This is a genomic window from Neolewinella lacunae, from assembly GCF_014349155.1.
GTDB lineage: Bacteria > Bacteroidota > Bacteroidia > Chitinophagales > Saprospiraceae > Neolewinella > Neolewinella lacunae.
In genome coordinates, this window is the sequence record NZ_JACSIT010000100.1 from 337218 (window position 1) to 351520 (window position 14303).

A 14303-nucleotide genomic window follows, 5' to 3' on the forward strand; every position below is an offset into this window, starting at 1 on the left:
GTAAGTAAACTGTGAAGCCAGGTGTGAAACTGCCTTTGCTTATTCGTGGACCCTTCCCTTAATCGCGCCAGCCTGCACGGCCCGGTCCAGGGTATCGGACTTAGCAAAAAGCGTGGGCCGGGGAACCAGCCGGCGCAGATCGGGCTGGCCGGCGTCTACCCAGCAGCTGTACCAAACGCTGCCGATGCTGTGGATGGCAGCGCGGAAACGTTCTTCGACCATGCCCTGCATCTCGCGGTCCCAGGCGGCGGAGAATTCGGCGCACTGGGTGCTCACCGTCCGGCCCAGGCGTTCCTCGAAGCACATTTGCTGGTCTTCAGGGTAAGTGTCGCGCAGGCGCTGCTCGGTGCGGAAGACGCTGTCCACCAGGGAATGGCTTTTCAGTACGATCTCCCAGTAGTACTCCCGGGGATTTTCAATGTATTCGGCTTTACCGACGAAGAAGTCGTATTCCTCATCCGCAAACAACTCGGGCAGGCGGCTTTCCCAGAAGGCGTGAATGCCCGTTTGTCCACTCAGTTGCCCGTTGTAGTTTTCGGTCGTGTGCAGCGGCACGTGGGCATCGCCGACGTAGTGGCCCATCTCGGCGCAAAGTCGGAGGATTTGGTCGGCGTTCTCGTCCTTGAAGGCCTTGGTGATGCGGCGGTGCATGGACTCCAGGTGGTAGGGCAGGATGCCGTAGCTGCTGAAGTTTTCGCGCACGGTGATGCTGCTGGTGCCCTCCCCGACGGGAAAGCCCACCGCCCGCAGGCTATCGGGCTGGAGGAGAATGGCGTCTTCGTAGTACTGGGGCAGCACGTTGCTGATCCAGAAGCTACGGTAGGCACCCAACTGCAGCTCCACGGAAGCGCCCCGCTGGTCGCGCAGCAACACCCGGCTATCGGGCGAGAACAAACGATCGGGCGAAGGATGGGTGATGGTATCAACGTGCCACACCTGGGTGTCGCGGGCCTCCACAACCACCAGGAGCTCGGCTTTCCAGAGCAAGGCATCCGTCCAGCGCCGTGGCACGTGCGGAAAACCGGACCCCCGCTCGCCCCAGTGGTCGATGTCGATGTAGTGGCGAACGGCCTCGTGCTTAGAGGCGTAGCGGCGTTTGTCGGGGTCCACGGCGTGTTCCGTAAGCCATTCCACGTGGGCGCGGAAAAAGGGCATCATCTCCTCATCGAGGGTGAAGACCGCCAGGCGATTGATGCGGCGGTGGCCGAAAAAGCCCCAGTCAGGGTCTTCCGGCAGCGTCGTCCAGGCAAAAGCACTGCAGAGGACCAGGAAAAGGAGAAGGTACTTGAGGCGGTGCAACACTAGACGGTCAATGAGTGAATGATTGAATGCGTGAATGCGTGAATGCGCTACCGCGAGCGACAGCAGCGAAGATAATGTGTGATTGCCGTAGGCAGCATAGCAGCTAATGAGCGAATGCGTGAATGGCTACCGCGAGCTACAGCAGCATAAGCGAAGGCCCCTACACTGAATATCCGAAGCGTAAAATTTGATATGACCGAAATGCCGGAGCCAAGAAACGAGCTATTGGATGAAAGCTTAAGCCAACCAGCGCCAGCCCTCAGCCCCTACGCACGCATTAGCTACGCTGCTGCCTCCGGCGGTCACGCATTAACTCTCCCTCCGGCGTTTCAGCTCATCCCGGATCTGGGCGGCGCGCTCGTAGTTTTCGTTGCTGAGCACCTCTTCCAGCATGTGGTTAAGTTCGCCGACGTTGAAACTGCTGAGGTTTTCCGGGTTGGCTTCGGCCGTTGCGGGTTGCTCGTCCAGGTCCTCTTCGTCGTGTTCTTCCTCGCCGTGTAAGACGATGCCGGCCGTTTCGAGGATGTCGCCGTAGGTATAAATCGGGCATTCAAAGCGGATGGCCAGGGCCAGGGCGTCGCTGGTCCGGCTGTCTACTTCAATGATTTCCCCTTCCCGGTCGAGCACGAGGCGGGCGTAAAATACGCCTTCCTTCAGGTCGCTGATGATGATCTCCCGCAGGTCCGTCCGCAACGTTTCCAGGGTGTTCTTGAACAGGTCATGCGTCAGGGGGCGCGGCCCGGTCATGCCTTCAATGGCTACGGCGATGGACTGTGCTTCGGCGCTGCCGATGATGACGGGCAGACGGCGCGGGCTATCCAGCTCACCCAATACAATGGCGTAGTTGGTTGACTGTGTCACACTGCGGCTGATGGCCATTATCCGGAGCTCAATCTTGTTCATACTTTCTGCTTACACTGCTTAGTGCCTGGGGCTTGCTGGGGAGGAATACCAACCTGAGGGTAGAAAGGAGAAGGCTTTTCCCTTTCTTTGTTGCTTGTGGATCGCTCCTTGGGCAGGCACCGGTTGTAACGGATAGGCCACGGCGCGGGTTCAAATGCTTCGCGCCAGGGACGTGCGAAGGTACAAAAACTTGTGAAGGCGCTGCGGAATATTCTTGCCGCAGCGCCAAATATGGCCCCTCCTAGGCCAGTTTTTTGCTGGCTTGCCAGAGGGCTTCCATTTCGGCGAGCGGCATCCCGGCCAGGCCTGCGGCTCCGGCGGCGTTTTCCACGTATTCAAAGCGTTCGCGGAACTTACGGTTGGTGCGTTCCAGGGCCAGCTCAGGGTCAATACCTTTCCAGCGCGCGTAGTTGATGAGGCTGAAGAGGAGGTCGCCGAATTCCTCCTCGCGGTGGCGCTCGTCGGTAGCCGTGCGGAATTCCTCCATCTCCTCCCGCACCTTTTCCCATACCTGGTCCACGTTGTCCCAGTCAAACCCAAACTGGGCGGTTTTTTCCTGCATCCGCATGGCCTTCACCATGGCGGGCAGGGCGGTGGGGACGCCGGAGAGGACGGTTTTTTTGCCCTGCCCCTTGGCCAGTTTGATTTTCTCCCAGTTCTGTTTTACGGCCTCCTCGTCTTCGGCGACAACGTTGCCGTAGATGTGGGGATGGCGTTCCACGAGCTTATCGCACACTGAATGGAGGGCATCGGCTATGTCCCAGGCACCCTGCTCGCTGGCAATTTTGGCGTAAAAAACCATGTGCAACAACAGGTCGCCCACCTCTTCTTTGATGCCTTCGAGGTCTTCTTTCAGGAGTTCGTCGGCCAGTTCGTACGTCTCTTCGATGGTGAGTTTACGCAGGGAGAGCAGGGTTTGTTTGCGGTCCCAGGGGCACTGCTCGCGCAGCTCGTCCATAATGGTGAGCAGGCGGCGGAAGGCCTCGAGTTGGGGAGTTTTATCGGACATCGGCGGGGTGGGGTAGGGTAAAAGAAAAAGAGCGGTGACTTAGGTTGGGCGCGGACGCGGGTGCTCCCCCCCGCCCCCCCGAAGGGGGGAGAAAGGACCGGGAGCGGGGGAGGAATCAGCCCAGTCCTTCCTTGAAGGGGACAAAGCGGCAGCCCCCCAGGTTTTCTTCCGTCCAGGCATTATCGCCGGTGCGGACGATTTTGAGCAGGGTTTGTTCCTCGCCTTCCGGCCCGACGGGGATGATCATGATGCCGCCCACTTTGAGTTGCTCGCGCAGGGCGGGAGGCACCGCTGCGGCCCCGGCCGTGGCCAGGATGCGGTCGTAGGGAGCCATTTCGGGCAGCCCCTTCGTGCCATCACGCAAGTAGCAACGGATGCGGTCGAGGCGCAGCTTTTTCAGGGTCAGTTTGGCTTTTTGGTAGAGCAGTTTGTGGCGTTCCACCGTGAATACCCGGCCCCCCAGCAGCGACAGCACTGCCGCCTGGTAGCCCGACCCCGTCCCGATTTCCAGGACGTGCTGCCGGGGCAGAAGTTCCAGTGCGGTCGTTTGCCAGGCTACCGTACTGGGCTGGCTGATGGTCTGTTCGCAGTCGATCGGGAAAGGCTCATCGCGGTAGGCCCATTCCTGGAAGCTGCTGTCCAGAAACACGTGGCGGGGGACGTTGGCCATCACCTCCAGCACCTGTTCGTTGTACAGACCCTGCTGGCGAAGTTGCTCGATGAGTTGGCGGCGCAGGCCGCGGTGGCGGAAAGAATCCATGGCAAATGGCTTGGCTATCCCCCCAGCACGGCCGGCAGGTTGGCCGGGGAGTAATGAACGTTTTTCAGCACCTTGCGGTCGTCTGTCCGGTACACCAGGAACACTTCGCCGGAGGCTTCGATTTGCCCCTGCTGGCCCTGGGCGGCGTAGTGGGCCACGGTGGCCTCGGCTTCGGCCAGGGTGGCGCAGGTCTTGCTCATGTTGCTGCGGTGAACTTCCTCAAAGAGGGCGCGGAACTTCTCGCCAAGGCCAAATTCCAGGATGGCCCCGCTCAGGACGTACTGGAGGTCAGCAAAGGCATCGGCGGCTTCAACGATGTCTTGGGCGTCGATGGCGGCGGCGAGTTCATCCAGCTCTTCGCGCAGCAGGTTGAGGCGCAGCCGGCAGCGGTCTGGGCCGGGAATTTGCGGCGTGCTTAAAACGGGCAAGTGGAAAGTGCGGTGAAATTCAGCAACGTCTTCGAGTGCTTTGGGGGAGGTCATTCCAAACGAGGTTTGCGGCGAAGATAGTTAACGTCAGGTTGAGGGGGATGCAACGTAGATATTCGCTGATTTTCAGATGGTCAGATCGCAAGGGTTTTTTAGTTCGGTAGTGGAGCATTGTCCACTACCGAACTAAAAAACTACCGAACTGCCTTAACTCCGCTCCTTGTTCCGGCTCCCTGCACCTGCGTCCGCGCCCGTACCCACGCTTTGCCTGCTGTTGGGCTAACGCTAAGCGCTTAATTTTTCCAGGCCAGGCGCCCGCCGACGTAGGTGCTCAGTACTTTGGTGCTGAGGATGTTTTCCTCGGGGCAGCTCAGGAGGTTGTTGGAAAGGAGCACGAAATCGGCTTCCATCATTGGGGCGAGCGTGCCCAGTTCATCCTCCTGAAAGGCGGCGTAGGCGGGGGCGGCGGTGTAGGAATGGAGGGCTTCGGTGCGGGTCATGGCTTGCTCGGGGAAGAAGTCGGCTTTACCATCGGCGCGTTTGCGGGTTACCGTCGCGTAGAAACTTTCGATGGGGTCTACGTCTTCCACCGGCGCGTCGGTGCCGTTGGTGACGGTGGCTCCGGCGTCGAGCAAACTTCGCCAGGGGTAAGCCCCGCTGCGGGCGCGTTCGGTACCCAGGCGGTTTTCGGCAAAGAGCGCGTCGGAGGTGCAGTGGATGCCCTGCATGCTGGCGATGACGCCCAGCTGAGCGAAGCGGGGGATGTCGGCCGGGTCGATGTGTTGGGCGTGTTCGATGCGCCAGCGGCGGTCGTCGCCGGGCTGCACGTAGCGGGACATCACGTCGAGGGTCTCGCGGTTGGCACGGTCGCCGATGGCGTGGACGCAAAGCTGCATGTTGTGCTGGTAGGCCAGCTGGGCGATGCTGTCGACGGTCTCCACTTTGGTGGTGTTCTGGCCAACGAAGCCGGGGTTATCGAAGTAGGGCTCCAGCAGCCAGGCCCCGTAGCTGCCCAGGGCCCCGTCGAGCTCACTCTTGATGGCCGCACAGGTGAAACGATCGCCGTAGTGCGGCAGCCCGTCCATATTGCCCGCCATGCGCTGGTAGGAGTGGCGGAGCATCACCCAAAGGCGGAGGCGGAGGGAGTCGGCCTGGTCGAGTTCCTTGTACCAATCGACTTCCTGGAACTGAGATCCCGCATCCTGGAAGCTGGTGATGCCCTTGCGGAGGCACTCGTCCTGGGCTGCGCTGATGCCGGCCAGCCACTCCGTTTTGCGGGATTCGGGGGTGAGGGTCTGGATGTAGTTCTGGTAGGCGTCGGTGATGAGGTCCATGGCCCGCTCTTCGAAGACGCCCGTGGGGTCTCCGGAAGCATCGCGCAAGACGCGGCCGCCGCGTGGGTCGGGGGTTTCGCGGCTGACGCCGGCGATTTCCATGGCTTTTTCGTTAGCGAACAGGGCGTGGCCGCTGGCGTGGCGGAGGATGACGGGGTGCTGGCTGGTCAGGCGGCTCAGTTCGTCGTGGACGGGGTAGCCGCCAACGCTGTGGTCGTGCGGAGCGTCCCACTTTTCCTGGTGCCAACCCCGGCCACTGATCCAGTCGCCTTCGGGGGTGGTGGCGGCCCGCTCGGCGACCATGGCCACAATATCTTCCCAGCTTTTGGAGCGCAGGAAGTTGAGGTTGCGCAGGCTGCTGCCCAGGCCACTGAAGTGGGCGTGGCCCTCAATGAAGCCCGGCATGAGGAAGTTACCACCCGCGTCGAGCCGCGCCGTAGCTGGCGTAATTTGTGCCAGCCACTCGCTCGTATCATTGCCCACGGCCATGACGCGGCCCCCCTGGCCAATGAGCAGCGCCGTAGCACAGTAATCAGCAGCGGCGGGGCTGCTCACCCCCGGGCAATCCACGCCCGTCCAGATCCGGGCGTTGAATACCAGCAGATCGGCCTGGTTGCCCGTATCCGGCACGTCGCGGCAGGAAACAACCAGCAAAAAGAGGCAGGAAAGGGGCAAAAATCTGGACATACAATAAGGTGCGGATAAATGAAAAAGCGGGGTGGTCCGCCAGCCAGCTCTGGACTTGTTGGCCTCAGGATAAATGCAAACCCAGTTCGCGCATTTCGCTGGGGCTAACGACCTGTACCGGGCGGTTGATGCTCTCCTCCAGCGAAATGAAGGTCTCCGTGCGCTGGATGCCTTCGTACTGCTGGATTTTGCCCAGCACCTGCCGCAGGTGGTCGGTATCCCGGCATACGACTTTCAGGAAGATGCTGTAGACGCCCGTAAGGTAGTGGGCGGAGACGATTTCCTGAATGTCGCGCAGGTAGACCGTGGTGGGCTCGTATTCGCTGCTGCTTTTGAGGTAGACGCCCAGAAAGGCCGTCACGTCGTAGCCCAATTTGGCGTGATCGACCATCAGGGTTTGCCCCTGGACGATGCCCGCAGAAATCAACTTATTCATGCGAACATGGATGGTGCCGCCCGATACGAAAAGCTGGTTGGCCAGCTCGGTGTAGGGGCGCTTGGCGTTCTCCATCAGGAGGGCCAGAATCTTGCGATCAAGGTCATCGAGTTCGTAGCTCTTACTCATAAAACATGGGTATGCGGCAAGATAGGAACATTACAATAAAACGGATGTCATCACGGCAGATCTTGACCTTCCGCCGACGCCTCGCCCGCAGGCCCGGCGCTGAATGGCAGGCCTGCGGGCCGGTCGCTTTCGGCGACGAAAAGGGTGGCCCCCGGCGGCAGGAGGGCGGCGAGCAAGGCCCGGGTACTTTCGTCGTAGGTCGCTTTCTTTTCCGGGGTTTCCAACCACAAGACGTAGACTACTTTGGCGGCGACGTCGATGCGTCGCTTTGCCTCAGACCAGAACCAGTAGTTGGATTGTTGATCGCCCGCCACCCGCTCCACGTACCAGAGCTTAAGGCGGCGGTACCAGTGTTTGCGCAGCGCCCGGTCAACGATGTGGATCAGCCGCAGGGTGTCGCTGAATTTGCGGGCGACCTGCGCGGCAAGGTGCTCCGGGCTCCGGCGTTTGGCGCGGTACTCCAGCCCGGCGGCGAAGCGGGGGCGAAAGTTTTTTACCTCGATCAGCCACAGGTAGCCATCGGGGCTCAGCGCCAGGAAGTCAACGCCCTTCAGGCCGTGGCCACTCAGCGACTGGTAGGCATCGGTAGCGTCGTACTTGCGCACCACCCAGTCTGGGGGGAAGTTGAACAGCAGGTCAGACTCGGGGAGGAGCATGGCGGTGAGGAGTAGTCCAGGATTTTGGATACCCCGGATTTTGGATGCGTTGCACGGTACTGCGAGATACCCCGGATTTTGGATGCGTTGCACGGTACTGCGAGATACCCCGGATTCCGGATGCGTTGCATCCTCCATCCGGGGTTATTGAGGTTAGACCCCTACCGGGGTCAGGGTCGGTGGGCACTACCGACGTGAAGGTAACGCAGAACCGAATCATTCTCCCGCTGTTAGCCTGGCAAAATCGATCTTATGTCCCTTTCCACGATTTCCCGCTTCATCATTCTGCTGGCCCTGGTAATGATCGCGCTAGCCGGCTTTTTCCCATCTCCCCTGATGATTGGTTTGGCGGCGACGAGCTCCGCCCTGCTTGTCCTCTCGCAGACCTACGTGATCTTGCGCGATGACCAGGCGACGGCCGCAAACGAAACAGAAGGTCCCTACGCTGGCTATTCGCAGAAGTAATTGCTGGGTGACAGCCGACTTTTTCCATCCGCAGGGTAGGTGCATATTCGCCCGCGTCTTGCCCGCCTTCATGGCGTGCCGTGGGATCAACACACTTTACGATTATCGAAATCTCGACAATCGTAAAGTGGAGGATAAAGTGGGCCCGGCAAACTCCAGCCCGGCCCAACCCCAACCCTGACAGTTGCGCCACCAACTTTTCTCCCATCTCAATCCAGCGCCAATTAAAGTTTCTGGGAGTTGCAGAGGATGTTGCGTCAATGCAGGTTGCGTCAACCTGAGTTGACGCAACCTGCGTTGACAGAATATGCTTATCTTTGCCCCCATGAAGTTTTTTGGCAGAGAAAATGACCTTGCGGAACTAAGGAAGATCCGGGAAGCGAGTAAGACCCAAAGTCGGATGACCGTAGTTACGGGCCGCCGTCGCATTGGGAAAACCCGTTTAATCCTCGAAAGTCTTGCGGGAGAAGAATACCTGTATTTCTTCGTAACCCGGCAAGACGAACAGCTTTTGTGTGCCCAATTTGTCGAACAGCTCAGTCGTGTCCTCGGCATTGATGTTTATCAGCCCTACACGGAGTTCCGCAACGTGTTTCGCTTTCTAATGGAACTGGCGCATACCCGCCACATCAACCTGGTGATTGACGAGTTTCAAGAATTCACGCGCATCAACCCAGCGATCTACGGGTTTGTGCAGCAGTATTGGGACCTCAACAAAGACAAGGCAAAGATTAATCTCATTCTGAGCGGGTCGGTACAAACGCAAATGGTGAGGATCTTCGATAGTTACCAGGAGCCACTCTACGGGCGGGCCAGCGCAAAGTTTTTCATCGGCCCGCTCTCCGTTGCCACTCTCCACGAAATAATGCATGCCTACGCTCCAAATTATACGGCATTCGATTTTTTGACCCTCTACGCCATAACTGGTGGTGTTCCCTACTACGTCGAAGTACTGGCCGACGATCAAGCACTTTCTTACGATCTGATACTGAAGCACCTGCTGAAACACCAATCCATCTTTTTACCAGAGGGAAATTTTTTGCTCGTGCAAGAATTCGGTAAAGACTATGGCACCTATTTTTCTGTCCTTGCCCTGATAGCTAATGGCCAAACAACCCGTGGAAAAATAGAAAGCGTCCTACAACGGCCAGTGGGCGGGTACCTGACAAAGCTCAAAGATGAATACCAGATCATTGATCGTTTACGGCCGGTGTTCAGCAAGGAAGGGACTACCAATGTCCGGTATTTTATTGACGATAACTTTCTACGCTTCTGGTTCCGGTTCATCCACAAATACGATGGCCCAATAGAAACAAGAAACTTCGCCTACGTCCGGCAAATCATTGACCGGGATTTCAAAACTTTTGCGGGCCCCATTTTGGAAAAACTCATCCGCCAAAAACTAGCTGAAAGCCACCAATTCTCGCACATTGGGAACTATTGGGAACGCGGCAACCAGAACGAAATAGACGTCATCGCCTACAACGAACTCACCAAAAAAGCGGTCATTGGAGAAGTGAAAATGGACCCCAGAAATGTTTCTATTGATGTCTTACGCCTAAAGGCCCAGGAAATCATCCGCAAACTGAGCGGTTACGAAGTTAAGTACCAGTCTTTCTCGCTCCAGGACGTGCTAAAAGAACCCATCGCTGGCCAAAAAAATGGCCAAAACCCGGAGCAATAAACCTGGGGATTTCCAGTTTCATCGCGCCGCGTCTTGGCCAAGGGAGCACTGAAAACGTTCAGCTCAGTGCTATCGGTAATGGACTTTCGTCCAGGTGATGTCGGTGTGCCTAGTTGCCGAGGGGCACCAAAACACCACCGTTGATGCCAATAGAGCGTTGGCGGATTTCGGAGTCATCAAGGTCAGATTGGTCGCTGAAGCTGCCGTTGTAGCGGCCTTCCACGAAGAGCTTGAGGCCCAGGTCGATGGTCAGACCAGCTACGCCAGCGAACTGGAGTTCTCCGCGATTGATGCGGTCGGCGTCGAAGTCAATGTCGGTCTCGTCACCAAGTACCGTCCGCTGTCCGGAAACAGCGTAGCTGAACATCGGGCCGGCCCCTAGGTAAAAGCCGAGGCCTTCTTCGCGGCCGAAGTTGAGTTTCAGCAGGCCACCGAGGTCGATGTAAGAGATGGTTTGGTCGAAGCTGCCAGCGGGTCCGAAATCAGCGCTCAGAGAATATCCCCGGTTGAGGTAGTTCAGTTCGGGCTGGATGCTGATGAGGTCGGTGCCGAGGGGCAGGTCCAGAAAGATGCCCAACATCAGGTTGGTTTCGCCGTCGGTGTCAATCTCGGCGTTTTCGAAGTCAACTTTAGCGTTCGTGGAATTTACCCCGGCGCGGAGGCCGAAGTACTGGGCGGAAAGGCCGCTGGTGAGGAGGACGGCGGCGGCAAGTGTGAAGAATAATTTACGCATTGGGAAATATTTGGTTGGTTAAATTTTTAGGTTCAGTTGCTGGCGAGTGAATGGCGCGGCACGCAGCTGCTTGCTCGCCGATGTTGTTTCCTCAATAACCCGGATCGCCTGGCGCGTGTTCGACCATTGCTGATATCCCATACTCCCCTTTTCGGGGGGGCGGGGGGAGCACCTGCGCTCTGGCACCCGATCCAACAGTCTTATGGTGATGAGTAACTTTGGCCCGTTCCAGCTACAAATGCCGCCGCGCCGCTTCCAGGTCTTCCGGCGTATCGATGCCGATGCTGGGCAGGTCCGTAAGGCCTACCGCAATGGCGTAGCCCGCCGCCAGCCAGCGCAGCTGCTCCAGCGATTCGGCGGTCTCCAGGGTGGCGGGAGAAAGGGCCGTGAGCTGGGCCAAGACCTCCGCGCGGTAGGCGTAAAGCCCCAGGTGCTGAAGGTGCTGCCCGGCCTGCAGCCATTGCCCCAGGGGCACATCCCGCAAAAAAGGAATGGCGTGGCGGCTGAAGTACAAGGCCCGGCCCCGGGCGTCGCGCACCACTTTAACGACGTTGGGGGAAAGCAGGGACTGCTCCTCCAAAATCGGGCGGGCCAGCGTGGCGATGGCCACCCCGGGATCCGCAAAAGGGGCCAGCACGGCCTCGATCTGCCGGGGATCGATGAAGGGCTCGTCACCCTGTACATTAACGATGATGGAAGCTTCCGGAAAACGGGCGGCCACCTCCGCCACGCGGTCCGTTCCACTGGGATGCGTAGGGTCGGTCAGCTCCACCCGGCCGCCCCAGCTGCTGACGTGTTCCTGGATGCGCATGTCGTCGGTAGCCACAATAACCTCGTCCACGGCCGGGCAGGCCTGTACGCGCTCGTAGACGTGGCGGACCATCGACTTATCCCCCAGCGTGGCCAGGGGCTTGCCGGGGAAGCGGGTGCTGGCGTAGCGGGCGGGAATGACGGCGAGGACCAAGACGGCAGACTTTTAGTAACCGAGGATGCTGAGCATCGACTCCGCCGTTTGCCGGGGGTGCAGGATGCGGTCGGTGAGGTTGCCCTCGTCGTCCAGATCAATGATGATGTGCTGGGGGCTGGGGATCATGCAGTGCTTGATGCCGCCGTAGCCGGAGATGTTGTCCTGGTAAGCTCCGGTGTGGAAGAAGCCGAGGTAAAGCGGCTCGGTATCCTCCGGCTTGTTCATTGGCAGGTAAACCTGGCTTTCGTGGATCTCGCTGTTGTAGTAGTCGGAATTGTCGCAGCTCAAACCGCCGATGTTGACCCGGCGGTAATCGTGCTGCCACTTGTTGACGGGCAGGAGGATGAAGCGTTCGCCAATGCCCCAGGCATCGGGTAGGGTAGTCATCAGCGAATTGTCGATCATGTACCACATCTCACTGTCGTTCTGCTGTTTCTGCGTGATGACCGAGAAAATGGTTGCGCCGGATTCGCCAACGGTGTACTTGCCAAATTCCGTGAAAATGTCGGGCTCGGGCACCTCCATCTCTTCGCAGGCCTCCAGGAGGTTGGAAACGATTTCCCGCACCATGTACTTGTAATCGAAGTCAAAACCCAGGCTGTTGCGGATGGGCATCCCGCCCCCGATGTTAAGGGCGTGGAGTTGCTCGGATTCCTGCTTGAGCGCACCGTAAAGGCGAACGGCTTTTTTGAGCTCGCCCCAGTAGTAAAGACTGTCTTTGATGCCGGTATCGACGAAGAAGTGGAGCATGTGGAGCTCCAGCTTGGGATTGTCCTTGATCCGTTCGCGGAACAGGGGGAGCACATCGGCCTCGCGCAGCCCCAACCGGCTGGTGTAGAACTCAAAATTGGGTTCTTCTTCGGTGGCCACGCGGATGCCCACTTTACACTTTCCCACTACGTGCTCATCGTAATAATCCAGCTCGTGGGCGTTGTCTACCACGGCAATCACGTTGCTGAAGCCATCGTTGATCAGGCCGGTAATGGCCCTGAGGTATTCGATAGGTTTGAAGCCGTTGCAGACCACCGTGATGGTCTTATCCAGCTTGCCCCGTTGGTAGAGCCGGCGGATGAGGTCGACGTCGTAGGCGGAGCTGATTTCCAGCTGTACGCCGTGGTCCAGGGCCTCCTCCACCACGTGGGCAAAGTGGCTGCTTTTGGTACAGTAGCAGTACTGGTAGCTGCCGGAATAGCCCTGGCTGCGCATGGCCCGGCTGAACAGGTTACGGGCCTCCTTGATCTTCCGGCCAATACTGGGCAGGTAGGTCAGTTTCATTGGCGTACCGTACTTCCGGATCAGGTGGATCAGGGGTATGTTGTTGAAGGTCAGGTAACCGTTTTCAAGGTCGAACCCACTCTGGGGAAAGTAAAAAGTCTGATCAATAAGATCGAAGTACTTATTTGCCACCGGCGTATTTTTTGCGGGGCAAAAGTAAGGACCAACAACGGGATTTCAAGAGGAGATTTTGCGAAGTAGGCTTTTCGGGCGGTTCGGGGGTAGGGCAGGGCAGTACCGGTCTCTCCGAAGACCGCGCAGGGTTAAAAGAAGGTGAAGTGGGCGCGGACGCAGGTGCTCCCCCCCGCCCCCCCGAAGGGGGGGAGAATGTTGGCCCCCCAACCCCCAAAGGGGGAGAGCAAGGGAAGCAGGGGCCAGCTTATTTTACCGCCTCCAGCAGTGGCAGGCGGCCGCCGTGGAGGTCGCCCCGCCAGAATTTACCGTCTTCAATGAGCAGCACCTCGCCAATGGAACCGAACTTGATGCTGCTGTCTACGGCCAGCACTTTGCCGCCGAAGTAACTCTTTACCGCATCAAAGGAGGTGTGCCCCACCACGAGGTGTTCCGCTTCCACTTTTTTCAGAATGCGGTCTACGTCGCGATCCGTAAAATCGGAATCCACGAAGTAACCCCGGTACCACAAGGGGCCGTTGGCGCCGTGGAGCAGCTTGAGTTTGGGAGAGTCGCAGGTAGCGACGGTGGGGTTGACGTCAATGAGGTGCTCGTGGTAGGTATCGTTGATTTTTTGCAGGGTGCTGACTTCCTTGAGCAGGTCGGGGCTGAAGCCTCCGTGGACGTACACGACATTGTTGATGCGCACCGTCAGGGGCAGACTGCGCAGCCAGCGGCCCAGGTAGGTGTCTGGGCCATACAGGGATTGGTAGGACTTGCGCACCAGGGCAGTTGTGAGGAGGTAGCGCTTGTGGATGTAGCGGATGTCTCCGGCCAGGACCATCGTTTCGTGGTTGCCGAGGAGGAAGTGGACTTTGCCACCGGCGGCCTCGGCCTGTTGCTGGAGGTCGTGGATCATCCAGAGGGTGGCATTGACCTGGTCACCGCGGTCGAAGACGTCGCCGACGATTACCAGATGGCCTTCGCCAAAGGCCCAGTTGCGCTCTTCATCGATGATGCCCTGGGCCTGGAGGAGTTTGCGGGCCGTCTCGTACTGCCCGTGGATATCGCTCAGGGCGGCAACTTTCTTCACGTTTTGCCAATCGACTTGTCCTGAACGGCGGAAGGGCTGGTCGGGGAGGACGCTGCTGGCCCGGAAGCCCGGGAAATCGGGCAGCGTAGCCGCAGCGTGGTCTGCCCAGCGCACGGAGTCGGCGCGCCGCTCCTCCGGCCAGGTCCAGTAGCCCACCAGGTCTTCGCCTTGGTACACCAGATAGGGACCGTCGGGTTCACCGACCTGAGCGCGCAGCAGGTTGGCAGAAAAGACCAAAAGGAGGGGGAGGAGGATGCGGCTTTGCAAGATCGGACGATTGAGTGAGAGGACCACTGGAAAAACCGAAACCGGGAGGCTTAAGCGGTTTTCC

The 14303-nt window shown here is 58.8% G+C and carries 14 protein-coding genes; 2 read left to right on the forward strand and 12 right to left on the reverse strand.

Annotated elements, in window-relative coordinates; all coding sequences use genetic code 11:
• Window positions 1–39: 39 nt before the first annotated feature.
• The 8 genes from H9S92_RS11075 to H9S92_RS11110 all read right to left on the reverse strand — a co-directional run bounded on the left by H9S92_RS11075 (window position 40) and on the right by H9S92_RS11110 (window position 7644).
• The gene (locus tag H9S92_RS11075) at window positions 40–1302 is read right to left on the reverse strand and encodes a zinc dependent phospholipase C family protein (RefSeq protein ID WP_290283278.1); all 1263 of its coding nucleotides are present in this window, start codon (window positions 1300–1302) and stop codon (window positions 40–42) included.
• A 309-nt stretch (window positions 1303–1611) separates the two neighbouring features.
• On the reverse strand, window positions 1612–2205 hold the full coding sequence (locus H9S92_RS11080; protein WP_187466775.1) for a bifunctional nuclease family protein: 594 nt from the start codon (window positions 2203–2205) through the stop codon (window positions 1612–1614).
• Between the two features lie 241 nt (window positions 2206–2446).
• On the reverse strand, window positions 2447–3214 hold the full coding sequence (gene mazG / locus H9S92_RS11085; RefSeq protein WP_187466776.1) for a nucleoside triphosphate pyrophosphohydrolase: 768 nt from the start codon (window positions 3212–3214) through the stop codon (window positions 2447–2449).
• Window positions 3215–3329: 115 nt separating this feature from the next.
• Complete coding sequence (locus tag H9S92_RS11090) at window positions 3330–3974, reverse strand: protein-L-isoaspartate(D-aspartate) O-methyltransferase (protein WP_187466777.1); 645 nt, start codon at window positions 3972–3974, stop codon at window positions 3330–3332.
• Window positions 3975–3988: 14 nt separating this feature from the next.
• Window positions 3989–4456 carry a pyrophosphohydrolase domain-containing protein gene (locus H9S92_RS11095; protein WP_187466778.1) on the reverse strand — a complete coding sequence of 156 codons (468 nt, stop codon included), beginning with the start codon at window positions 4454–4456 and terminating at the stop codon, window positions 3989–3991.
• 239 nt (window positions 4457–4695) lie between these two features.
• Window positions 4696–6423 (reverse strand): amidohydrolase, encoded by a 1728-nt coding sequence (locus tag H9S92_RS11100; protein WP_187466779.1) that lies wholly within the window; start codon window positions 6421–6423, stop codon window positions 4696–4698.
• A gap of 64 nt (window positions 6424–6487) precedes the next feature.
• Window positions 6488–6988 carry an Lrp/AsnC ligand binding domain-containing protein gene (locus H9S92_RS11105; RefSeq protein ID WP_187466780.1) on the reverse strand — a complete coding sequence of 167 codons (501 nt, stop codon included), beginning with the start codon at window positions 6986–6988 and terminating at the stop codon, window positions 6488–6490.
• Window positions 6989–7038: 50 nt separating this feature from the next.
• A complete protein-coding gene (locus tag H9S92_RS11110) occupies window positions 7039–7644 on the reverse strand; it encodes a hypothetical protein (protein WP_187466781.1) in 606 nt (201 codons plus the stop codon).
• Between the two features lie 252 nt (window positions 7645–7896).
• Between H9S92_RS11110 and H9S92_RS11115 the strand changes: the two genes are divergently transcribed.
• The gene (locus H9S92_RS11115; protein WP_187466782.1) at window positions 7897–8109 is read left to right on the forward strand and encodes a hypothetical protein; all 213 of its coding nucleotides are present in this window, start codon (window positions 7897–7899) and stop codon (window positions 8107–8109) included.
• Window positions 8110–8434: 325 nt separating this feature from the next.
• A complete protein-coding gene (locus tag H9S92_RS11120) occupies window positions 8435–9793 on the forward strand; it encodes an ATP-binding protein (protein WP_187466783.1) in 1359 nt (452 codons plus the stop codon).
• A 109-nt stretch (window positions 9794–9902) separates the two neighbouring features.
• Here H9S92_RS11120 and H9S92_RS11125 read toward each other — a convergent pair whose 3' ends face one another.
• From H9S92_RS11125 to H9S92_RS11140, 4 genes are all read right to left on the reverse strand, one after another.
• A complete protein-coding gene (locus H9S92_RS11125; RefSeq protein WP_187466784.1) occupies window positions 9903–10526 on the reverse strand; it encodes a porin family protein in 624 nt (207 codons plus the stop codon).
• Between the two features lie 232 nt (window positions 10527–10758).
• A complete protein-coding gene (gene kdsB / locus H9S92_RS11130; RefSeq protein WP_187466785.1) occupies window positions 10759–11490 on the reverse strand; it encodes a 3-deoxy-manno-octulosonate cytidylyltransferase in 732 nt (243 codons plus the stop codon).
• A 12-nt stretch (window positions 11491–11502) separates the two neighbouring features.
• On the reverse strand, window positions 11503–12900 hold the full coding sequence (locus tag H9S92_RS11135) for a type III PLP-dependent enzyme domain-containing protein (protein ID WP_187466786.1): 1398 nt from the start codon (window positions 12898–12900) through the stop codon (window positions 11503–11505).
• Window positions 12901–13147: 247 nt separating this feature from the next.
• A complete protein-coding gene (locus tag H9S92_RS11140) occupies window positions 13148–14239 on the reverse strand; it encodes a metallophosphoesterase (protein ID WP_187466787.1) in 1092 nt (363 codons plus the stop codon).
• Window positions 14240–14303 lie beyond the last annotated feature (64 nt).